A 22,041-nucleotide genomic window follows, 5' to 3' on the forward strand; every position below is an offset into this window, starting at 1 on the left:
CTGATGCCTGTGACAAAATAGCACAAGTCTCACCGCAGCATACCGGAGCGCATGCCATGCAGGATCGTAACTTTGACGATCTCGCGGATAAATTTTCGCAAAATATTTACGGCACCACCAAAGGGAAGATACGCCAGGCCATCCTCCGGGATGAGCTGGAGAAGATAGTGCCCGGCCTGTCACCGCACCCGCTATCGGTGCTGGATGCTGGCGGCGGTGTCGGCCAGGTCTCCAGCGGGCTGGCTGCACAGGGCCATCAGGTTCTGCTGTGCGACCTCTCTGCTGAGATGCTGCGCCGGGCCGCCGAAAATGCGGCGGCACAGGGTGTGAGCCACAACATGCAATTCAGACAAATTAGCGCGCAGCAGGTGGGCGAACATTTGGATAAGCCGGTGGATCTGGTATTGTTCCACGCTGTGCTTGAGTGGGTCGCTGAACCGGAGAAGGTGCTCAAAGCGCTGTTCGATCTGCTGCGTCCGGGGGGCGTCATGTCGCTGATGTTTTACAATCTGCACGGCCTGACATTGCGCACCTTAACGCTGGGTAACTTCGGCTATCTGCGCACCAACCTGACTAAACGCAAAAAGCGAACCCTGTCGCCTGACTATCCGCGCGACCCAGAGCAGGTCTATCGCTGGCTGGAGGCGTGTGGCTTTGTGATTGAGCAGCGTGCCGGGATCCGGGTATTCAGTGACTACATGAAACCGCCGAAAGGCGAGCCAAAAAGCGACGACGAAATTATTGAGATGGAGCGGCGTTACTGCCGTCAGGAACCCTTTTTAAGCTTAGGGCGCTACATCCATGTGACCGCGCGTAAACCGGGGCAGAAGGACGAATTATGAGTGAATTTTCCCAGACGGTACCTGAACTGGTCTCCTGGGCGCGCAAAAATGACTTTTCCCTTGCGCTGCCAGTGGAACGTCTGGCCTTTTTGCTGGCTATCGCCACCCTCAACGGTGAGCGGATGGATGGCGAAATGAGCGAAGGCGATCTGATTGACGCTTTCCGTCATGTCAGTAAAGCTTTTGAACAAACCCATGAAACCGTGTTGGTTCGTGCCAACAACGCCATCAACGACATGGTGCGTCAGCGTCTGCTCAACCGCTTTACCAGTGAACTCACCGAAGGCAACGCTATCTATCGCCTGACGCCGCTGGCGATCGGCATCACCGACTACTACATCCGTCAGCGTGAGTTTTCAACGCTGCGCCTGTCGATGCAGCTGTCAATTGTGGCCAGCGAGCTCAAGCGGGCAGCCGATGCCGCGCAGGAAAACGGTGATGAGTTTCACTGGCATCGCAATGTTTTCGCGCCGCTGAAATATTCGGTGGCGGAGATCTTCGACAGCATCGATATGACCCAGCGTCTGATGGATGAACAGCAGCAGGCGGTGAAAAACGATATCGCTGAACTGCTGAATAAAGACTGGCGCGCGGCGATCTCCAGCTGTGAAATGCTGCTCTCTGAAACCTCCGGGACACTGCGTGAACTGCAGGATACGCTGGAAGCGGCGGGCGACAAACTTCAGGAAAACCTGCTGCGTATTCAGGATGCCACGCTGGACAGCCCAGACCTGGGCTTCGTCGATAAACTGGTGTTTGACCTGCAAAGCAAGCTCGACCGTATTACCAGCTGGGGTCAGCAGGCGATTGACCTGTGGATCGGCTATGACCGGCACGTTCATAAATTTATTCGTACCGCCATCGACATGGATAAAAATCGCGTCTTTGCCCAGCGCCTGCGGGTATCGGTACAGAACTACTTCGACGCGCCCTGGGCGCTGACCTACGCCAATGCCGACCGCCTGTATGACATGCGCGATGAGGCGCTGACGCTGCGGAATGACGAAGTGATGGGCGAACTGCCGCCAGAGATGGAATACGAAGAGATTAATGAAATTCGCGAACAGCTGGCAGCGATGATTGAAGAAGCGCTGCAGGTCTACAAATCGCAACAAAAACCGCTCAACCTCGCGTCAGTGATGCGTGACTACCTGGCCCAGTATCCACGTGCCCGCCATTTCGACCTGGCGCGCATTGTGGTGGACCAGGCGGTACGCCTTGGCGTAGCGGAAGCTGATTTAGCCGGTTTGCCTGTGGAATGGCAAGCCATCAATGATTACGGAGCCAAGGTGCAGGCACATGTCATCGACAAATATTGAACAAGTGATGCCGGTTAAGCTGGCACAGGCACTGGCCAACCCGATTTTTCCCGCGCTGGACAGCCAGTTACGCGCCGGACGCCATATCGGAATTGAAGAGCTGGATAACCACGCTTTTCTGATGGACTACCAGTCATTTCTCGAAGAGTTTTACACCCGCTATAACGTTGAGTTAATTCGTGCGCCGGAAGGCTTTTTCTATCTGCGTCCGCGTTCAACCACGCTGATTCCGCGTTCTGTGCTCTCTGAGCTGGACATGATGGTTGGGAAAATTCTCTGCTACCTCTATCTCAGCCCGGAACGCCTGGCTAATGAGGGAATCTTCACCCAGCAGGAGCTGTATGACGAACTGCTCTCGCTGGCCGACGAGAACCGTCTGCTGAAGCTGGTTAATCAGCGTTCAACCGGTTCGGATCTGGATCGCACCAAGCTGCAGGAGAAAGTGCGCGCCTCTCTGAGCCGCCTGCGCCGTCTTGGGATGGTGTGGTTCTTCGGCAATGACAGCAGCAAATTCCGTATTACGGAATCGGTGTTCCGCTTTGGTGCCGACGTGCGTGGCGGTGATGATGCCCGTGAAGCGCAGCTTCGCCTGATTCGTGATGGCGAAGCCATGCTACTGGAAAATGCGACTGCACCGATCGACACAGATGAAAGTGAAGGGCAGGAAGGCGACAGTGAGAACGCAGAGGAAGAACAGGCATGATTGAGCGCGGAAAGTTTCGTTCGCTTACGCTGATCAACTGGAACGGTTTTTTTGCCCGTACCTTTGATCTTGATGAACTAGTGACCACACTGTCAGGCGGTAACGGTGCGGGTAAGTCCACCACCATGGCGGCATTTGTCACCGCACTGATCCCCGATTTAACACTGCTGCACTTCCGTAACACCACAGAAGCGGGCGCGACGTCGGGATCCCGTGATAAGGGTCTGCACGGTAAATTGCGGGCCGGCGTCTGCTACTCAATGCTGGACGTAGTGAACTCACGCCATCAGCGTGTGGTGGTCGGTGTCCGTCTGCAACAGGTGGCCGGACGCGACAAAAAAGTCGATATCAAGCCGTTCAGTATCCACGGTCTGCCAACCGACACAAATCCGACCGATATGCTGACGGAAGTGCTTAACAGCCGTCAGGCACGCGTCTTACCGCTGAATGAGGTAAAAGAACGGGTTGAGGCACAGGAAGGCGTGCAGTTCCGCGCTTATAACTCGGTGACGGATTATCACGCTATGCTGTTTGATCTGGGCGTGGTGCCGCGTCGTCTGCGCTCTGCCAGCGATCGCAGCAAGTTCTATCGCCTGATTGAAGCCTCGCTCTATGGCGGTATCTCCAGCGCCATCACCCGATCGCTGCGTGATTACCTGCTGCCTGAAAACAGCGGCGTGCGTAAAGCGTTCCAGGATATGGAAGCTGCGCTGCGCGAGAACCGCATGACGCTGGAGGCAATCCGCGTTACCCAGTCCGACCGCGACCTCTTTAAGCATCTCATCTCCGAGGCGACCAGCTACGTGTCGGCTGACTATATGCGTCACGCCAACGAGCGCCGTGGACATCTCGACAGCGCATTACAGCTGCGCAATGAGCTGTTCAGCAGTCGTAAGCAACTCGCCACCGAGCAGTATCGTCACGTGGAGATGGCGCGCGAGCTGTCAGAGCACAGTGGTGCAGAAAACGATCTTGAAGTCGATTATCAGGCCGCCAGCGATCACCTGAACCTGGTGCAGACGGCGATGCGGCAGCAGGAGAAGATTGAGCGCTACGATGCGGATATCGAAGATCTGACGCTGCGGCTGGAAGAGCAGACCGAAGTGGTTGCCGAAGCGCGCGAAATTCAGGAAGAGAATGAAGCGCGTGCTGAAGCGGCTGAGCTGGAAGTGGATGAACTGAAAAGTCAGCTGGCCGATTTCCAGCAGGCACTCGACGTTCAGCAAACGCGCGCCATCCAGTATCAGCAGGCCTTGCAGGCGCTGGAACGCGCCCGCACGCTGTGCCAGCTGCCCGATCTGACTATCGATAACGCGGCAGAATGGCAGGAGAGCTTCCAGGCTAAAGAGGAAGAAGCGACAGAACGCCTGCTGCGCCTGGAGCAGAAGCTGAGCGTGGCCGAAGCCGCGCACAGCCAGTTTGAACAGGCGCTGGCGCTGGTGACCAGCATTGCCGGTGATGTGACCCGTCAGGATGCCTGGCAGACCGGCCGCGAACTGTTGCGTGATGCCAGCAATCAGCGTCATCACGCCGAACAGCTCTCGTCGCTGCGTCTGCGGCTCAATGAGCTGGAACAGCGTCTGCGTGAGCAGCATGAGGCGGAGCGACTGCTGGCCGAATTCTGCAAGCGTCAGGGACAGCATTACGAAGCCGATGCGCTGGCTGGCCTGCAGCAGGAGCTTGAAGCGCAGATCGAACAGCTGAACAGCAGCGTCTCGGACGCCGGTGAGCAGCGCATGATGATGCGTCAGGAGCTGGAACAGCTGCGCGAACGCATCACCAGCCTGACAGCCCGTGCGCCACACTGGCTGGCGGCACAGGAGATCCTGACGCAGCTCAGTGAACAGACCGGTCAGGCGCTGAACAGCAGCCAGGACGTTACCGAATTTATGCAGCAACTGCTGGAGCGCGAGCGTGAAACCACCGTCGAGCGCGACGAAGTGGCGGCACGCAAACGTGATATCGAGCAGCAGATTGAGCGGCTCAGTCAGCCGGGCGGGGCGGAAGATGCGCGCCTGACCCAGCTGGCGGAACGCTTTGGCGGCGTATTACTCTCTGAGATTTATGATGATGTGACCCTGGATGATGCGCCGTACTTCTCGGCGCTCTATGGTCCGTCACGTCATGCAATCGTGGTGCCGGATCTCTCCCGCGTGCGTGAGATGCTGGATGGTCTGGAGGAGTGCCCGGAAGATCTCTACCTGATCGAGGGTGACCCGCAGTCATTCGATGACAGTGTCTTCAGCGTTGATGAGCTGCAGAATGCCGTTGTGGTGAAAGTGGCAGAGCGTCAGTGGCGCTACTCCCGCTTCCCGAAAATCCCGCTGTTTGGCCGCGCAGCGCGCGAAAATCAGCTGGAGCTGCTGCACCTTGAGCGCGACAAACTGGCTGAGCGTTACGCCACGTTGTCGTTCGATGTGCAGAAAACGCAGCGTCTGCATCAGTCATTCAGCCGCTTTATCGGCACGCATCTGGCCGTTGCCTTTGACGCCGACCCGGAAGCGCAGATCCGTCAGCTGGGCGCGCGTCGGGGTGAACTGGAGCGGGCGCTGAATCAGCATGAGAGCAATAATCAGCAGCAGCGTCAGCAGTATGAGCTGGCGAAAGAGGGCGTATCGCAGTTAAACCGACTGCTGCCACGCGTCAACCTGCTGCTGGATGACACGCTGGGCGATCGCTGCGAAGAGATCCGTGAGCAGGTCGATGCGGCTCAGGACGCGGCGCGCTTCCTGCATCAGCATGGCGCGAAGCTGGCGAAACTGGAACCGATCCTCGCCGTATTGCAGAGCGATCCGGAACAGCACGAGCAGTTACAGGCAGATTATCAGCAGGCGCAGCAGCAGCAGCGCAACGCGCGTCAGCAGGCCTTTGCGCTGACAGAGGTGGTGCAGCGTCGCGCCCACTTCAGTTATGACGACTCCGCCAGCATGCTCAACGGCAACAATGACCTTAGCGATAAGCTGCGTCAGCGTCTTGAGCAGGCTGAGGGTGAACGCAGCCGCAGCCGCGATCGCCTGCGTGAACATCAGGCGCAACTGACGCAATATGCGCAGGTGCTGGCTTCGCTGAAAAGCGCTTATGACGCCAAGCGCGACATGCTGAAAGAGTTGCAGCAGGAGATGCAGGACATTGGCGTCCAGGCTGACAGCAGCGCAGAAGAACGCGCGCGCGTTCGCCGCGATGAGCTCTACACGGCACTGAGCCACAATCGCGCCCGCCGCAATCAGCTGGAGAAACAGCTTACCTTCTGTGAAGCGGAGATGGATAATCTGCAGAAGCGCCTGCGTCAGCTGGAGCGTCAGTATCATCAGGTGCGTGAGCAGGTGGTCAGTGCAAAAGCGGGCTGGTGTACCGTCCTGCGTCTGGTGAAAGAGAATGGCGTTGAGCGTCGCCTGCATCGTCGTGAACTGGCTTACCTGAGCGGCGATGAGCTGCGCTCGATGTCGGATAAAGCGCTGGGTGCATTGCGTCTGGCGGTGTCGGACAACGAACATCTGCGCGACGTACTGCGGCTGTCGGAAGATCCAAAACGTCCTGAGCGTAAGATTCAGTTCTTTATTGCGGTCTATCAACATCTGCGCGAGCGTATCCGTCAGGATATTATTCGTACCGACGATCCGGTCGAAGCGATTGAGCAGATGGAAATCGAACTGAACCGTCTGACCGAAGAGCTGACCGCGCGTGAGCAGATGCTGGCGATCAGTTCACGCAGTGCGGCGAACATCATCCGCAAGACGATCCAGCGTGAACAGAACCGCATCCGCCAGCTCAACCAGGGTTTGCAGACTGTCAGCTTTGGTCAGGTCCGCAGCGTGCGGCTTAACGTGAACGTCCGTGAAACCCACGCAATGCTGCTGGATACGCTGTCAGAAGAGCATGAGCAGCATCAGGATCTGTTCAACAGCAACCGCCTGACCTTCTCTGAGGCACTGGCGAAGCTCTATCAGCGACTTAACCCGCATATCGACATGGGTCAGCGGACGCCGCAGACCATCGGTGAGGAGCTGCTCGACTACCGCAACTATCTGGAGATGGAAGTGGAAGTGAACCGGGGTTCCGATGGCTGGCTGCGTGCAGAAAGCGGTGCGCTCTCAACGGGTGAGGCGATCGGTACCGGTATGTCCATTCTGGTGATGGTGGTGCAGAGCTGGGAAGAGGAGTCCCGTCGTCTGCGCGGCAAAGATATTTCGCCATGCCGACTGCTGTTCCTTGATGAAGCAGCCCGTCTGGATGCCCGCTCCATCGCCACACTGTTTGAACTCTGTGAGCGACTGGAGATGCAGTTAGTGATTGCCGCGCCGGAGAATATCAGCCCGGAGAAAGGCACGACCTACAAACTGGTACGTAAGGTGTTTAATAACACCGAGCATGTGCATGTGGTCGGTCTGCGGGGTTTTGCTGCCGATCCTTCGCCGGTGCGTGCGGGAAGTGACGCAGATGCGCTGCCCGATTTAACCGCTGAAAATTCGCAGGCGGAAACGTAGTCAAAAACTGAACCATTCGTTAATCTGGTTACGGCATTTGTCGCATGAGGCAAATGCCGTTTTTGTTTGTATACTCACATGATGAGTCACGGCGCGGTCGCAGTGGATACAGGGAACACTGCGAAGTTGAAAAACAAGGGGGCAGGGATGTTGCTGGTAAAAAAATTAAATCATCATCGCGTTCTATCATTGTTAGCGCTGGCGCTAACCGTTGTTCCATTTACGCTACCGCAGGCCGCTGTCATCGCCGCTTTGCCCGGGACAACGCAGGCGGCTATCTCCGTTTCCGAAAGTCAGCAACGCATCCGGCAGGCGTTTTCCAGCGCCGATCAGCCGTTTTATCTTGCACCGCTGGCGACGCTCTATGCATCCCGCCATATGCAGCCGCTCTGGCAGGATGCTCAGGCGGTGCAAAAATTTCAGCAGCAGCTGGCTGAGGTGGCGCTTTCAGGTGTTCAGCCACAGTTCACGCGCTGGATTGAGCGTCTGACGAATCCGGCTATTACCGGCTTTGCCCGCGATGTCGCGCTCTCCGATGCAATGCTGGGTTATCTGCAGTTTGTTTCAAATGTGCCGACACAGGGTGAAACGTGGCTCTACAGCAACGTTCCTTACAGGCTGACACAGCCGTCGATCGCGGTCGTGAATCAGTGGCAGAACGCGGTCAATGCGGGTTCTGATAACACGTTTATTGCCTCATTACAGCCGCAGCACCCACAGTATCAGCCTATGCACGCCGCGCTGAAAACGTTGCTCAGCGATAAGCAGCCCTGGCCACAACTGAAAAGCAGTGAAACCCTGCGTCCCGGCCAGGTCAGTGATGACGTTCCAGCCCTGCGTGAAATTTTGCAGCGCAGCGGCATGTTAACGGCACAGGTTAACGCGCCCGCACCGGATGACGATGCGGTGCCTGTCGCGCCGTCGCCGGTGACGCACAGCGACCAGCCTGTCGCGGTGAGTCCTTCCGCTACGCCAGTCACTAATCTGCTTACGCCATCACCGCAGTCACCGGGTAATGTCCAGGGTCAGACGCTGGACGGGAATACCGCCAATGTCTATGACGAGACGCTGGTGGCCGGTGTGAAGCGTTTCCAGCATTGGCAGGGACTGGATGGCGATGGCGCTATCGGTGCCAGAACACGGCAGTGGCTTAACGTCTCTCCGCAGATGCGTGCTTCTCTGCTGGCGCTGAATATTCAGCGCCTGCGTCTGCTGCCGGACGATATGCACAACGGCATCATGGTGAACATCGCCAACTATTCGCTGATCTATTACAACAACGGCAACAAAATTCTTTCATCGCGCGTTATCGTCGGTCGTCCCGATCGTAAAACGCCACTTATGCGCAGTGCGCTGAATAATGTCGTGCTTAACCCGCCGTGGAATGTGCCGACAACCCTGGTGCGTAAAGACATCATTCCAAAAGTGAAGCAGGATCCAACCTATCTTTATAAGCATGGGTATACCCTGCTGTCAGGCTGGAGCGCAGACGCTGAAGTAATTGATCCCAGCATGATCGACTGGCGCATGGTCACCGCCTCATCGTTCCCTTACCGATTGATTCAGGCTCCGGGCGTGGCGAATGCGCTGGGACGGTATAAATTTAATATGCCGAGTTCAGATGCGATCTACCTGCATGACACGCCAAACCATAACCTGTTCCAGCGTGATATCCGTGCGCTCAGTTCAGGTTGTGTGCGGGTGAACAAAGCGTCTGAGCTGGCAGGCTTATTGCTGCAGGATGCGGGCTGGAACGACTCCCGAATTTCCAGTACGTTGAAAGAGGGTGACACCCGCTATGTGCCGATTCGCCACCGCATTCCGGTCAATCTCTATTATCTGACGGCGTGGGTCGCTGATGATGGCAAACCGCAGTTCCGCACAGATATTTACAATTATGATGACACCGCCCGTTCGGGCAGTCAGGCTCTGAGTCGGGCCGAGCAATTACTGCTCTAGTAATTGATTTTAAATCGTTCCCCGCAAATCCTTATTAAAGAAAAATCTTATCAAATGGCGATCCCTCAGGGGATCGCCTCGCAAACTCATGGCAGATGGGTTGACGCTTCTCTGAGAGAAAGTTATGGTTCGGCCTGTGCGCTTTTTGCACATTTCTATGGCTCCACTCTCAGGTAAACCGTTACATGTCTACTATTGATTCTTTTCGTCGCAAACTACTGCTGTGCGGTAGTGCCGCCGCCGGACTGGCATTATTGCCAGCTTCTGCAAGGGCCTCGCTTTCAACGTCTCGCCCGCGTGTATTGATGCTTAATAATCTTCACACCGGTGAAACCCTCAAAACTGAGTTTTTTAATGGTAAGAGTTACGACAAGGATGAGCTGTCACGATTAAATCATTTTTTCCGTGACTATCGCGCCAACAAAGTGAAAAGCATCGATCCACATCTGTTTGACCAGATTTTTCGCCTGCAGGCGCTGCTGGGTATGCGTAAACCGATACAGCTGGTTTCTGGCTATCGTTCACTGGCAACCAACAACATGTTACGTGAGAGCGGTCCGGGAGTCGCGAAACACAGCTATCACACCAAAGGCCAGGCGATGGATTTTCATATTGAAGGCGTTTCGCTGGCGAATGTACGCAAAGCGGCGTTATCTCTGCGTGCGGGTGGTGTAGGATATTATCCCCGCAGTAACTTTGTACATATTGATACCGGTCCGATCAGGCACTGGTAGTGACACCGGCAACGCTGCGTGAGCCGGTCATGGAGCGTTATGAATTACCACATTATTCCTGTTACCGCTTTTGCCCAGAACTGCTCAGTTATCTGGTGCGACACGACTCGCGAAGCCGCACTGGTCGACCCAGGCGGCGATGCCGGACTGATCAAACAAACGCTGGAACAGCTTAAACTTAAACCCGCTCAGATTCTGCTGACACATGGACACCTTGATCATGTCGGGGCCGCTGTTGAACTGGCAGCATTTTATCAGATTCCGATTGTTGGACCGCAAAAGCGCGATGCCTTCTGGCTTGAAGCGCTGCCAACTCAGAGCCGGATGTTCGGACTTGACGAGTGCGCGCCGTTTACCCCCGATCGCTGGCTGGAAGAGGGAGAGAGCGTGCAGGTCGGGCTGATCACGCTGGACGTTCTGCACTGCCCGGGACATTCACCTGGCCATGTCGTGTTCTTTGACCGGCCAGGACAATTACTGATTTCAGGCGACGTGATTTTTAATGGTGGTGTTGGGCGTACTGACTTCCCACAGGGCGATCATCAGCAGCTCATCGAGGCTATCCGCACAAAATTACTGCCGCTGGGCGATGATGTGACTTTTCTTCCCGGTCACGGCCCGATTTCTACGCTGGGGCATGAACGCATCAGCAATCCTTTCCTGCAATAAAAAATGGGCCAGCAGGCCCATTTTTGTTTCGTCGACAGCGTTACAGCACCGCGACAATCGCTTCGCACAGCGCCGACATATTGTCTGGCGTCATGCCCGCCACATTCACCCGCCCTGAGTTCACCGCGTAGACGCCAAACTCTTCACGCAGGCGAATCACCTGGTCTTTGGTCAGGCCACTGAAGGAGAACATACCGTTCTGCTTAATAATAAAGCTGAAGTCGCGCTGTGCGCCTTTTTCCGCCAGAGTATTTACGAAGAGCTGACGCATGCGCTGAATGCGCTGACGCATGTCCGACAGCTCCTGCTCCCAGATGGTACGCAGGGTATCATTGCCCAGAATGGTGGCGACGATGGCGGCACCATGTGCAGGCGGATTGGAGTAGTTCGCGCGAATGGTGTACTTCACCTGACTGAACGCGGTATCTGCCACGCTCGCATCGGCGGCAACCAGCGTGATGGCACCAACACGTTCGTTATACAGACCGAAGTTCTTGGAGTAAGAGCTGGCGACGATCAGTTCCTGATGCGAGGCGGCAAATATGCGCAGGCCTTCTGCATCTTCATCCAGACCACGGGCAAAGCCCTGGTAAGCGAAGTCGAACAACGGCAGCCAGCCATTGGCCTGTGACAGCTGCGCCAGCTGTTGCCACTGCCCGGCGGTCGGGTCGATACCGGTCGGGTTATGGCAGCAGCCGTGGAACAGCACCACGTCGCCTGGCTGAACCTGTTTCAGTGACGCCAGCATGCCATCGAAATCCAGCGTATGGTTTGCCGGGTCGTAATAGTGGTATTCACAGACCTCAAGACCGGCAGCCTTAAACACGTTGTTGTGATTTGGCCAGCTTGGATTGCTTATCCAGACCCGCTTCACCGATGTTTGCGTGGCGAGGAAATCGGCTGCAACGCGTAGCGCACCTGTACCACCCGGTGTCTGAGCCGTGCGGGCGCGGCCAGCGGTGATTAGCGGACTCTGGTTGCCGAACAGCAGGGCCTGCGTGCAGCGGGCAAAATCCGCCAGCCCATCAATGCTGAGATAGTTTTTGGTGGTTTCATTTTCCAGCAGGTATTGCTCAGCTTTTTTAACACTGGTCAGTACCGGGGTCTTGCCGGTTTCGTCTTTATAAACGCCGATACCCAGATTGATTTTTTCAGGGCGGTCATCAGCACGAAACAGATCGGCCAGTCCAAGAATAGGATCGGCGGGTGCAGCAGAGATCGATTCAAACATGTGTCAGGTCCATTAGCGTGAACTTTAGCAAGAGGGCTCTCAGGTTAGCGTCCGGCCAGGCAAATGCCAACCGTTTGCGAGACAAATTCATACATTTTGCAGTGTGGATTGCGCGACGGAGAAAGGTAGTGATTAAAGCGGGGTAACGGCTCGGGGCAAAACGCACCTGTTGGGAATAGCAGCCATAAAAAACGGGGCCGTAGCCCCGTTTTTCAACATGTTTAAAGCGGAATTAGAACTGGTAAACCAGGCCAACACCAACCACGTCGTCTGTGTTCAGACCCAGACGGTTGTTGTCATCCAGCTGGTTGATCTGATAGTCCACATAGGTAGACATGTTTTTGTTGAAGTAGTAAGTCGCGCCAACGTCGATGTATTTAACCAGGTCAGCATCGCCCACGCCTTCAATGTCTTTGCCTTTAGACTGTACATAGGCAATGGATGGACGCAGACCGAAGTCGAACTGATACTGTGCAACCAATTCAATGTTCTGTGCTTTGTTTGCAAAGCCAGTGGTAGAGAACGCGTTGCCGTTAGCCAGAGTACCGGTAGCAGTAACTGGTGTTGAATTGCGTGTCTCGCCATACATTGCAGCCAGGTAAACATTGTTTGCATCGTACTTGATTGCCGTTGCCCAGTTTTCAGCACGTTTACCAGCACCCTGGCCGGTGACAGTGGTAGTTGCATCACCGCCGCCATTAGCCGCGCTAGGTGTAACAGTTGTCTGTGCGCCTGCTGCCTGAGCATTAGTACGGTCGCTGCTGCTATAAGCACCTACGATACCCAGACCGATTGGTGAGGTATAAGAGGTTGACACACCGTAGCCGTCGCCGTTGGAGCGACGCAGGCCGTCGGTACCGGTGCGCTCGTTTTTACCCTGATACTGAACTGCGAAGTCCCAGCCATCAACCAGGCCGAAGAAGTTGGTGTTGCGGTAGGTCAGCAGGCCGGTGCTACGGCCGTTCATGAAGTTATCGGAATATCCTGAATCACCACCGAACTCTGGCAGCATATCGGTCCAGCCGATAGCATCATAAACCACACCGTAGTTACGGCCGTAGTCGATTGAGCCAGCGTCACCGAATTTCAGACCGGCAAAGCCCAGACGGGTTTTGTTGCCATTCTGTGCATCAGAACCTTCAGAGTTGTTCGCCTGAATGTTGTATTCCCACTGGCCGTAACCGGTCAGCTGGTCATTAATCTGGGTTTCGCCTTTAAAGCCGAAACGAACATAAGATTTGTCACCGTCGTTGTCTGAGGCATCAGAGAAGTAGTGCAGGCCGACTGCTTTACCGTACAGGTCCAGTTTGTTGCCGTCTTTGTTATAGATTTCTGCAGCGTTTGCTGCGCCGGCGGCTAACAGAGCAGGGATAACCACTGCAAGAATATTGCGCTTCATCATTATTCATTACCCTCATTGGAGTTATTTGTACACCTGCCACTGCCGTCAGGAAATCTTTACAGAACCCTGAGCGAAGTTTGGTGTCTTCCTGTGTCTGCACGCATCTTTCCATCCCACCCGCCGTAATTCTAGCGCTTAAATGCTACTAAACTCGTAATCTTGTTTCAGTAAGAAAATATGTATTACAAAATGTAAAAAATACGGAACTTTGTGAGAGAACTCAAAATTTACAAAAATAAAAAAAGGCCGGCAGTGCCGACCTCTTTATATATATGAATTTCTTATATTTAATGCTGAATTTTAGAAACTTGCATTGCGTGGCGTGCGCGGGAAGGGGATAACGTCCCTGACATTTTGCACGCCAGTCACATAGGCGATTAAACGTTCAAAGCCCAGTCCGAAACCTGAATGTGGCACAGTACCGTAGCGACGCAGGTCACGATACCACCAGTAATCTTCTTTATTCAGACCCATCTCTTCCAGACGCGCATCCAGGACATCCAGACGCTCTTCACGCTGTGAACCGCCGATGATCTCACCAATGCCTGGCGCCAGAACATCCATCGCCGCCACGGTTTTGCCATCCTCGTTCAGGCGCATATAGAACGCTTTAATGTCTTTCGGATAGTTTTTCACCACCACCGGCGCTTTAAAGTGTTTCTCGGCCAGGTAACGCTCATGCTCTGAGGAGAGATCGATACCCCAGGAAACCGGGTTTTCGAAGGTCTGACCGCAGTTCATCAGGATCTCAACCGCGTCGGTGTAGTCGACCTGGGCAAAATCGGTGGTAATGAAACGCTGAAGACGCTCAACGGCATCTTTATCCACGCGCTCAGCGAAGAACGCCATGTCATCGGCACGCTCTTCCAGCACCGCGTTGAAGACATACTTCAGCATTGCTTCGGCCAGTGCAGCCGCATCATCCAGTGAGGCAAAGGCGATTTCCGGCTCCAGCATCCAGAATTCCGCCAGATGGCGGCTGGTGTTGGAATTCTCTGCGCGGAACGTCGGGCCGAAGGTGTAGATCTTCGACAGGGCGCTGGCATAGGTTTCGCCGTTCAGCTGACCGGAAACAGTCAGGAAGGCTTCTTTGCCAAAGAAATCTTCGCTGAAGTCGACTTTGCCCTGATCATTACGCGGCAGGTTTTCCATATCCAGCGTCGAGACACGGAACATTTCGCCAGCACCTTCGGTATCGGATGCAGTGATCAGCGGAGTGGAAACCCAGAAATAGCCATTTTCATGGAAGAAGCGATGCAGCGCCTGCGCCAGAGTATGGCGAACGCGGGCGACCGCGCCAATCAGGTTAGTGCGTGGACGCAGGTGTGCCACTTCGCGCAGATACTCGATGCTGTGACGCTTCGCCGCCATCGGGTAGCTGTCCGGATCTTCTACCCAGCCGACGACTTCCAGGCTGGTCGCCTGAATTTCAAACGCCTGGCCCTGACCCGGCGACGCCACCACTTTACCGGTCACGATGACGGAACAGCCCGTGGTCAGACGCAGCACTTCATCCTGATAATTATTCAGAGAATTATTGACGACAGCCTGAACGGGATTAAAGCAGGAGCCGTCATAGACAGCGATGAAGGAAAGACCGGCTTTGGAATCTCTTCGGGTACGCACCCAACCACGTACGGTGACTTCACTGTCAACCGCGACGCGACCGTGCAGTACGTCCGCTACAGGCACTACGCTCATAAATATCTCTCTATATAGAAGAAGTGAGTTAAAAGTTGCCCCATCCGGGGTTTTGCTATGTTACTTGTGAGTCTTCAGGAAACAAGCAAAATTCAGGGGGAAAGCGGATTTATTACAGCAGAGGCGGGGCGCATCAACGCCCCGATAAGAAGAGGTTTAACTCGCTTTTTTCACCAGCGGCAGATCAAAGGCTTTTCGCAGCGCTTTGACAAAAGCCTTATCCTGGCAGATGGTTTTGCCCGGGCTGTCTGAAAGTTTCGCTACTGGCTTGCCGTTGCACTGCACCAGCTTGATAACGATGTTCAGTGGCGTTACGCCCGGAATATCGCAGGTCAGGCGGGTACCGATGCCGAACACGACATTCGTCCGCTGACCAAAGTGGCGATAAAGCGCCAGCGCTTTGTCGAGATTTAAGTTGTCAGAAAAGACCAGATGTTTACTTTGCGGATCGATACCCAGCTTCTGATAATGAGCCAGTGCTTTCTCGCCCCATTCAACCGGATCGCCGGAGTCGTGACGCAGCCCCTGGTAGCGGCGGGCAAACATCGGACCGAAATCGCGCAGGAACGCATCCATCGCGATGCAATCGGTCAGCGCGATACCCAGCTGATCGTCATACTCGTCCAGCCAGGCCTGCAGCGCAGCACGCTGACTGTTGGCGAGAACCGGGCTGATTTGCTGGAAGGCCTGGAACCACTCATGCGCCTGAGTACCGACCGGCGTCAGAGACAGACGGCGCGCCAGATCATAATTACTGGTGCCAATCAGCCACGGAAAATCCTGTTTCAGTGTGGAGACAATCGCCTGCTGCACATCCTGCGAATAGCGGCGACGGGTGCCGAAATCCATCAGGCGGAAGCGCGACATATCCAGATCCGCTACCTGCGTCTTAAAGTCGCCGAGTTTCTGATGCAAATGGTCGATCGCCTGCTGAGTGGTGACCTGCGGCGTGCGATGACGATGCACAATCTCACTGATCAGCGCCAGTAGCGGCACCTCCCACATGATCACCTCCCGCCACGGCCCCTGGATACGAAGTTCCAGTTTGCCATGGTGATTGCGCACCTCAACCTGCTCCGGGTTATAGCGGAACTGGCGCAACCAGCTGAGGTAATCCTGCCGGAAGAAGGGAAGGCGGGATAACCAGGTCGCTTCATCATCAGTCAGCGCCAGGTGTTGCATGGCAGTAATCGCGTCACGAATTTCGTCAGCGTAGAGACCCAGTAGTTCGTCGCCGCGGCAGCGAAACTCCGCCGCCACCGTTACGTCATGATAGCGGTGGAAAACGGCCTGCTGCATATGGAGTTTATAGGCGTCCGTATCCAGCAGGGAGGTCAGTATCGGGGAAGCATGTCCTGTCATGGCGCGTTTCAGCATCCTGTTCGGTGGCGCAGTGCCCGGTGTTGTACACAGTCATAAAGACGCAAAAGTATAATTCACTATCTGAAGCCGATCACAGCATATTTCAGTCGGGCGGGTCGAGGCCAATCTGTGCCTTTGTTAACAAAGTGTAGCCATTTCACCCTTTAGGTGCATTGTGCGTGGCAAGCTTGTAGTAACAAGCTTAGACTTTGCCGGTAAACTTATAACAACGCGAGACGCAATATGACGCAACAGCCCCAAATCAAGTATCGCCACGACTACCGTGCACCCGATTACACCATCACCGATATCGATTTAACTTTTGAACTGGATGCGTCGACGACCCGTGTAACGGCCATCAGCCAGGTTAAACGCGTGGGCGACAGCCAGGCTGAGCTGCGACTGGACGGCGAAGCGTTAACGCTGATTGCGCTGGAGGTCGACGGGCAAGCCTGGACGGCCTTCCGTGAAGAAGAGGGCGCACTGGTCATCAGCCAGCTGCCGGACAGCTTCACCCTGAAAATCATCAATGATATTCATCCGGATCAGAACACCGCGCTGGAAGGGCTGTACAAATCGGGCGAGGCGCTCTGCACCCAATGTGAGGCTGAAGGCTTCCGTCATATTACCTGGTATCTCGATCGCCCTGATGTGCTGGCACGTTTTACCACCACCATTTATGCCAATGGTGAGCGTTATCCATTCCTGCTCTCCAACGGTAACCGGATTGACAGCGGCCGGGATGAGCAGGGTCGCAGCTGGGTGAAGTGGCAGGATCCGTTCCCGAAACCGTGCTACCTGTTTGCGCTGGTGGCGGGCGATTTCGACGTGCTGCGCGACAGCTTCACCACCCGTTCAGGCCGTGATGTGGCGCTGGAGATCTTCGTCGATCGCGGTAACCTCGATCGTGCCGACTGGGCGATGACCTCGCTGAAAAATAGTATGAAGTGGGATGAAGAGCGTTTCGGCCTGGAGTATGACCTCGACATCTTTATGATCGTCGCAGTGGACTTCTTCAACATGGGCGCCATGGAGAACAAAGGCCTTAACGTCTTCAACGCCAAATATGTGCTGGCGAAAGCGGAAACGGCGACGGACAAAGATTACCTCGGCATTGAGGCGGTTATCGGTCACGAATATTTCCACAACTGGACCGGTAACCGCGTGACCTGCCGCGACTGGTTCCAGCTCAGCCTGAAAGAGGGGCTGACCGTGTTCCGCGATCAGGAGTTCAGCTCCGATCTGGGTTCACGCGCGGTGAACCGCATTGATAACGTGCGTATCGTACGCGGCGCGCAGTTCGCCGAAGATGCCAGCCCGATGGCACACCCGATCCGTCCGGATCAGGTCATTGAGATGAACAACTTCTATACCCTGACGGTGTATGAAAAAGGGTCAGAGGTCATCCGTATGATGCACACCCTGCTGGGTGAAGAGAATTTCCAGAAGGGCATGAAGCTCTATTTTGATCGCCATGACGGCAGCGCCGCCACCTGTGATGACTTTGTTCAGGCGATGGAAGATGCCTCAAATATCGATCTGTCGCAGTTCCGCCGCTGGTACAGCCAGTCCGGTACGCCGGTACTGACGGTGCGCGATGATTACAACCCGGAGCTGGAGCAGTATACGCTGCACGTCACGCAGCACACCCCTGCAACTGCCGATCAGAAAGAGAAGCTGCCGCTGCATATCCCGCTGGATATCGAGCTATATGACGGTGAAGGCAAGGTGATCCCGCTGCAGAATAACGGCCATCCGGTGCATCATGTGCTGAATGTCACCGAAGAGTTCCAGACCTTTATTTTCGATAATGTCTACTTCCAGCCTGTGCCGTCGCTACTGCGTGAATTCTCCGCCCCGGTGAAGCTCGATTACAAATGGAGTGATGCTCAGCTCACCTTCCTGATGCGTCATGCACGCAATGACTTCTCCCGCTGGGATGCGGCTCAGAGCCTGCTGGCGACCTATATCCGTCTGAATGTCGCCCGCTATCAGCAGGGCCAGCATCTGTCGCTGCCGCTGCATGTTGCCGATGCTTTCCGCGCGGTGCTGCTCGATACCGACTGTGACCCGGCCCTGACCGCGCTGATCCTGACGCTGCCGTCAGAAAATGAGATTGCCGAGCTGTTTGACACTATCGATCCGCAGGCGATTGCGCTGGTGCGTGATGCCCTGCAACGCACACTGGCACGCGAACTGGCCGATGAGTTCTTTGCGATCTACAACGCCAATCAGCAGCCTGAATATCGCGTGGAGCATGACGCGATTGGTCAGCGCAGCCTGAAAAATATCTGCCTGACCTATCTTGCCTTCAGCGATGCGCAGCTGGCGGATAAACTGGTGCAGACGCAGTATCACCAGGCGACCAACATGACCGATGCGCTGGCGGCGCTTTCCGCTGCTGTTGCGGCACAGTTACCGTGCCGTGATGCGCTGCTGGCAGCTTACGATGAGCGCTGGCATCAGGACGGTCTGGTGATGGATAAATGGTTTGTGCTGCAGGCGACCAGCCCGGCTGCCAACGTGATGCGCAACGTGCGTCAGCTGCTGAATCATCGCTCCTTCACCATGAGTAATCCAAACCGCGTTCGCTCGCTGGTGGGGGCTTTTGCCTCGGCTAACCCGGCCGCATTCCATGCTAAAGATGGCAGCGGTTATAAGTTCCTGGTGGAGATGCTCACCGATCTGAACACCCGCAATCCGCAGGTTGCGGCACGAATGGTGGAGCCGCTGATTCGTCTGAAACGTTATGACGAAGGCCGTCAGGCGATGATGCGTCAGGCGCTGGAGCAACTGCTGGAACTGGATAAACTCTCTGGCGATCTCTACGAAAAAATTACCCGGGCACTGAACGCCTGATAATAAAAAAGGGAGCGTCTGAGACGCTCCCTTTTTCAGCGCTGCTGCGCGTAACGTACCGGCTGCGGTCGTTCCGTACGCTGCATCACCCGATCCAGTACCTCTGCTTCCAGCTCGGCCAGCCGCGCAGACCCACGACGCCGTGGTCGCGGCAAATCTACCAGCAGATCCAGACCGATTTCGCCCTCTTCGATCAACAACACACGATCCGCCATCGCGACCGCTTCACTGACATCATGCGTGACCAGCAGCACGGTAAAATGATGTTGCTGCCACAGTGACTCAATCAATCCCTGCATTTCAATGCGTGTCAGGGCATCCAGCGCCCCCAGTGGTTCATCCAGCAGCAGTAAGCCGGGCCGATGAATCAGCGCTCGGGCCAGCGCCACGCGTTGTTTCTGTCCACCAGAGAGTGCAGCCGGCCACTCATTGGCGCGATCGGCCAGTCCCACCGCCGTCAGGGCATCCATCGCTGCGCTGCGCCATTCGCGGCCGCGCAGGCCCAGCCCGACGTTATCAATGACTTTTTTCCACGGCAGCAGTCGCGCATCCTGAAACATCAGGCGGGTATCGTCGCGTGCTGACTGCAGCGGCGTATTCCCTGCCAGCAATTCACCGCTGGAGCTGTGTTCAAGTCCGGCCAGCAGGCGCAACAGGGTGCTTTTGCCGCAGCCGCTGCGACCCACTACCGCCACAAACTGACCCGAAGGAATATGCAGGTCGATCTTATTGAGAATGGTACGACTGCCATACTGTTTGCTGACGCCGTTAACGCCAACCGGCGTGCCAGTGTTAAGGCGGGCTGGTGAGAGAGTCTGGCTCATGCGTTCTCCTCCTTTAGTTGGTAAGCGGGGTGCCAGCGCAGCCAGACGCGTTCCAGTAACAACGCGGCGACATCCGCCAGTTTGCCGAGCAGGGCATAGAGAATGATGGCGACCACCACCACATCGGTCTGCAGGAATTCACGTGCGTTCATTGCCAGATAGCCGATGCCCGCGTTGGCGGAGATGGTTTCAGCGACAATCAGCGTCAGCCACATCAGACCCAGCGCAAAACGCACGCCGACCATAATATTTGGCAGTGCGCCGGGCAGGATCACCTGGATAAACAGGCTCCAGCCGGAGAGGCCATAGCTGCGTGCCATCTCAACCAGTCCGCGATCGATATTGCGGATGCCGTGATAGGTATTCAGGTAGATCGGGAACAGCGTGCCCAGCGCCACCAGAAAGATTTTGGCGGACTCGTCGATACCGAACCAGAGGATCACCAACGGGATCAGCGCCAGATGTGGCACATTGCGCAGCATCTGCACCGACGTATCCAGCAGCCGTTCACCGGTTTTTGAGGTGCCGGTGATCAGCCCAAGTATCAGGCCGATCGAACCGCCAATGCTGAAACCGATCAGTGCCCGCCAGCTGCTTATTGCCAGATGCTGCCAGAGTTCACCGCTGACAGTCAGCTGCCAGAAGGTGGTCACAATTTTCTCCGGCGCGGGCAGAATACGGTTCGATAACCAGCCGGTTTGCGAAGCAATCTGCCACACCACGACAAGCAGTGTCGGCAATAGCCACGGCACCAGCGTATCAGCAAGGCGTTTTCGGGTTCTGGCCATCATGCTCTCCTCAGCCCCGGGCGGCTTTTTTCTCAGGGGTAAAATCGTTGGTTACCGCTTCACCGTGCGCCTGAACGACGCGCGGCTGAGGCACGAGTGGAACCTGCAGATCAAGATGCGGGAACAGCAGTTCGCCGACGCGATAAGCCTCTTCCAGATGCGGATAACCTGACAGGATAAAGGTCTCAATGCCCAGTGCTTCATACTCTTTGATGCGTGCGGCAACGGTTGGGCCATCACCGACCAGCGCTGTACCGGCTCCACTGCGTACCAGACCCACACCTGCCCACAGATTCGGGCTGATTTCGAGTTTGTCGCGGCGACCACCGTGCAGCGCGGCCATCCGGCGCTGCCCTACAGAATCGGCCCGCTGGAACGCTGCCTGTGCCTTCGCAATAGTGGCGTCATCGACATTGGCAATCAGCCGGTCGGCGGCCTGCCAGGCCTCTTCGTTGGTTTCGCGCACAATCACATGCAAACGGATACCAAACCGCACCGTACGTCCCTGCGCGGCCGCTTTCGCGCGCACCTGATCAATCTTCTCTTTAACCTGAGCAGGCGGTTCGCCCCAGGTAAGGTAAACATCGACCTGTTCGGCCGCCAGTTCCTGAGCCGGTTCAGAAGAGCCGCCAAACCACAGCGGTGGGCGAGGCTGCTGCACCGGTTTAAACATCAGACGCGCGCCGCGAACCTTCACGTGCTTGCCTTCGTAATCAACCGTTTCGCCTTCCAGCACCCGGCGCCAGACGCGGGTGAACTCGGCAGATTCTGCGTAACGCTCACGGTGATCCAGGAACACGCCGTCGCCCGCCAGTTCTTCCGGATCGCCGCCGGTCACCAGATTGAACAGCGCACGGCCGTTGGAGAGACGATCCAGCGTGGCAGCCTGACGCGCCGCCTGAGTCGGTGAAATGACGCCGGGTCGTAGCGCGACCAGGAAACGCAGGCGCTGCGTCACCGGGATCAGCGAGGCGGCAACCAGCCAGGCATCTTCGCAGGAGCGGCCGGTCGGGATTAATACACCACCAAAGCCGAGACGGTCAGCGGCCTGCGCCACCTGCTGTAAATAGGCGTGATCAACCGGTCGCGCGCCTTCGGCGGTACCAAGGTAGTGGCCGTCGCCATGCGTCGGCAGGAACCAGAATATGGATACGCTCATTATTG

Annotated in this window: 15 protein-coding genes; 8 read left to right on the top strand and 7 right to left on the bottom strand. The window is 56.0% G+C overall.

Going from position 1 to position 22,041, the window contains the following annotated elements; all coding sequences use genetic code 11:
• Window positions 1-56: 56 nt before the first annotated feature.
• The 7 genes from cmoM (at window position 57) to N1689_RS02600 (ending at window position 10,710) form a co-directional block, all read left to right on the top strand.
• Window positions 57-842: a tRNA uridine 5-oxyacetic acid(34) methyltransferase CmoM gene (gene cmoM / locus N1689_RS02570; protein ID WP_013357324.1), complete on the top strand. Its 786-nt coding sequence runs from the start codon at window positions 57-59 to the stop codon at window positions 840-842.
• Window positions 839-2,161, top strand: a complete 1,323-nt coding sequence (gene mukF, locus N1689_RS02575) for a chromosome partition protein MukF (RefSeq protein WP_013357325.1) — start codon at window positions 839-841, stop codon at window positions 2,159-2,161. Before cmoM ends, mukF begins: the two co-directional genes overlap by 4 nt.
• Window positions 2,142-2,864, top strand: a complete 723-nt coding sequence (gene mukE / locus N1689_RS02580; RefSeq protein ID WP_147788446.1) for a chromosome partition protein MukE — start codon at window positions 2,142-2,144, stop codon at window positions 2,862-2,864. Before mukF ends, mukE begins: the two co-directional genes overlap by 20 nt.
• Complete coding sequence (gene mukB / locus N1689_RS02585; RefSeq protein ID WP_253421479.1) at window positions 2,861-7,348, top strand: chromosome partition protein MukB; 4,488 nt, start codon at window positions 2,861-2,863, stop codon at window positions 7,346-7,348. Before mukE ends, mukB begins: the two co-directional genes overlap by 4 nt.
• Before the next feature lie 147 nt (window positions 7,349-7,495).
• On the top strand, window positions 7,496-9,307 hold the full coding sequence (ldtD, locus tag N1689_RS02590) for a L,D-transpeptidase (RefSeq protein WP_260057790.1): 1,812 nt from the start codon (window positions 7,496-7,498) through the stop codon (window positions 9,305-9,307).
• A 185-nt stretch (window positions 9,308-9,492) separates the two neighbouring features.
• A complete protein-coding gene (locus tag N1689_RS02595; protein ID WP_010254972.1) occupies window positions 9,493-10,041 on the top strand; it encodes a YcbK family protein in 549 nt (182 codons plus the stop codon).
• Between the two features lie 39 nt (window positions 10,042-10,080).
• On the top strand, window positions 10,081-10,710 hold the full coding sequence (locus N1689_RS02600; RefSeq protein WP_161736085.1) for an MBL fold metallo-hydrolase: 630 nt from the start codon (window positions 10,081-10,083) through the stop codon (window positions 10,708-10,710).
• Between the two features lie 40 nt (window positions 10,711-10,750).
• Here the strand turns inward: N1689_RS02600 and N1689_RS02605 are convergent, their stop codons facing one another.
• From N1689_RS02605 to pncB, 4 genes are all read right to left on the bottom strand, one after another.
• Complete coding sequence (locus N1689_RS02605; RefSeq protein ID WP_161736084.1) at window positions 10,751-11,941, bottom strand: amino acid aminotransferase; 1,191 nt, start codon at window positions 11,939-11,941, stop codon at window positions 10,751-10,753.
• 232 nt (window positions 11,942-12,173) lie between these two features.
• The gene (ompF, locus tag N1689_RS02610) at window positions 12,174-13,343 is read right to left on the bottom strand and encodes a porin OmpF (protein ID WP_272926965.1); all 1,170 of its coding nucleotides are present in this window, start codon (window positions 13,341-13,343) and stop codon (window positions 12,174-12,176) included.
• Between the two features lie 300 nt (window positions 13,344-13,643).
• Window positions 13,644-15,044, bottom strand: coding sequence for an asparagine--tRNA ligase (asnS, locus tag N1689_RS02615; protein ID WP_222924261.1), 1,401 nt, complete (start codon window positions 15,042-15,044; stop codon window positions 13,644-13,646).
• 156 nt (window positions 15,045-15,200) lie between these two features.
• A complete protein-coding gene (pncB, locus tag N1689_RS02620; protein WP_222924260.1) occupies window positions 15,201-16,406 on the bottom strand; it encodes a nicotinate phosphoribosyltransferase in 1,206 nt (401 codons plus the stop codon).
• A 243-nt stretch (window positions 16,407-16,649) separates the two neighbouring features.
• Here pncB and pepN point away from each other — a divergent pair, with 243 nt between their 5' ends.
• Window positions 16,650-19,265, top strand: a complete 2,616-nt coding sequence (gene pepN / locus N1689_RS02625) for an aminopeptidase N (RefSeq protein ID WP_161735683.1) — start codon at window positions 16,650-16,652, stop codon at window positions 19,263-19,265.
• 35 nt (window positions 19,266-19,300) lie between these two features.
• On the opposite strand, the gene ssuB is transcribed toward pepN, so the two are convergent.
• From ssuB to ssuD, 3 genes are read right to left on the bottom strand one after another with little or no spacing between them, the layout of a single operon-like run.
• Window positions 19,301-20,089, bottom strand: a complete 789-nt coding sequence (gene ssuB / locus N1689_RS02630) for an aliphatic sulfonates ABC transporter ATP-binding protein (RefSeq protein ID WP_260057796.1) — start codon at window positions 20,087-20,089, stop codon at window positions 19,301-19,303.
• Window positions 20,086-20,877 (bottom strand): aliphatic sulfonate ABC transporter permease SsuC, encoded by a 792-nt coding sequence (gene ssuC, locus N1689_RS02635; protein WP_161735691.1) that lies wholly within the window; start codon window positions 20,875-20,877, stop codon window positions 20,086-20,088. The genes ssuB and ssuC overlap by 4 nt, the downstream gene beginning before the upstream one ends.
• Before the next feature lie 10 nt (window positions 20,878-20,887).
• Complete coding sequence (ssuD, locus tag N1689_RS02640) at window positions 20,888-22,036, bottom strand: FMNH2-dependent alkanesulfonate monooxygenase (protein WP_260057797.1); 1,149 nt, start codon at window positions 22,034-22,036, stop codon at window positions 20,888-20,890.
• Window positions 22,037-22,041 lie beyond the last annotated feature (5 nt).

Origin of the sequence: Pantoea sp. XY16 (assembly GCF_025153065.1) — a bacterium.
GTDB classification, from domain to species: Bacteria; Pseudomonadota; Gammaproteobacteria; order Enterobacterales; family Enterobacteriaceae; genus Pantoea; species Pantoea alfalfae.

Bases quoted from the DNA above. Each gene is read 5' to 3' on its own strand.
- cmoM (WP_013357324.1), top strand. From the start codon at position 57: ATGCAGGATCGTAACTTTGACGATCTCGCGGATAAATTTTCGCAAAAT.
- mukF (WP_013357325.1), top strand. From the start codon at position 839: ATGAGTGAATTTTCCCAGACGGTACCTGAACTGGTCTCCTGGGCGCGC.
- mukE (WP_147788446.1), top strand. From the start codon at position 2,142: ATGTCATCGACAAATATTGAACAAGTGATGCCGGTTAAGCTGGCACAG.
- mukB (WP_253421479.1), top strand. From the start codon at position 2,861: ATGATTGAGCGCGGAAAGTTTCGTTCGCTTACGCTGATCAACTGGAAC.
- ldtD (WP_260057790.1), top strand. From the start codon at position 7,496: ATGTTGCTGGTAAAAAAATTAAATCATCATCGCGTTCTATCATTGTTA.
- N1689_RS02595 (WP_010254972.1), top strand. From the start codon at position 9,493: ATGTCTACTATTGATTCTTTTCGTCGCAAACTACTGCTGTGCGGTAGT.
- N1689_RS02600 (WP_161736085.1), top strand. From the start codon at position 10,081: ATGAATTACCACATTATTCCTGTTACCGCTTTTGCCCAGAACTGCTCA.
- N1689_RS02605 (WP_161736084.1), bottom strand. From the start codon at position 11,941: ATGTTTGAATCGATCTCTGCTGCACCCGCCGATCCTATTCTTGGACTG.
- ompF (WP_272926965.1), bottom strand. From the start codon at position 13,343: ATGATGAAGCGCAATATTCTTGCAGTGGTTATCCCTGCTCTGTTAGCC.
- asnS (WP_222924261.1), bottom strand. From the start codon at position 15,044: ATGAGCGTAGTGCCTGTAGCGGACGTACTGCACGGTCGCGTCGCGGTT.
- pncB (WP_222924260.1), bottom strand. From the start codon at position 16,406: ATGACAGGACATGCTTCCCCGATACTGACCTCCCTGCTGGATACGGAC.
- pepN (WP_161735683.1), top strand. From the start codon at position 16,650: ATGACGCAACAGCCCCAAATCAAGTATCGCCACGACTACCGTGCACCC.
- ssuB (WP_260057796.1), bottom strand. From the start codon at position 20,089: ATGAGCCAGACTCTCTCACCAGCCCGCCTTAACACTGGCACGCCGGTT.
- ssuC (WP_161735691.1), bottom strand. From the start codon at position 20,877: ATGGCCAGAACCCGAAAACGCCTTGCTGATACGCTGGTGCCGTGGCTA.
- ssuD (WP_260057797.1), bottom strand. From the start codon at position 22,036: ATGAGCGTATCCATATTCTGGTTCCTGCCGACGCATGGCGACGGCCAC.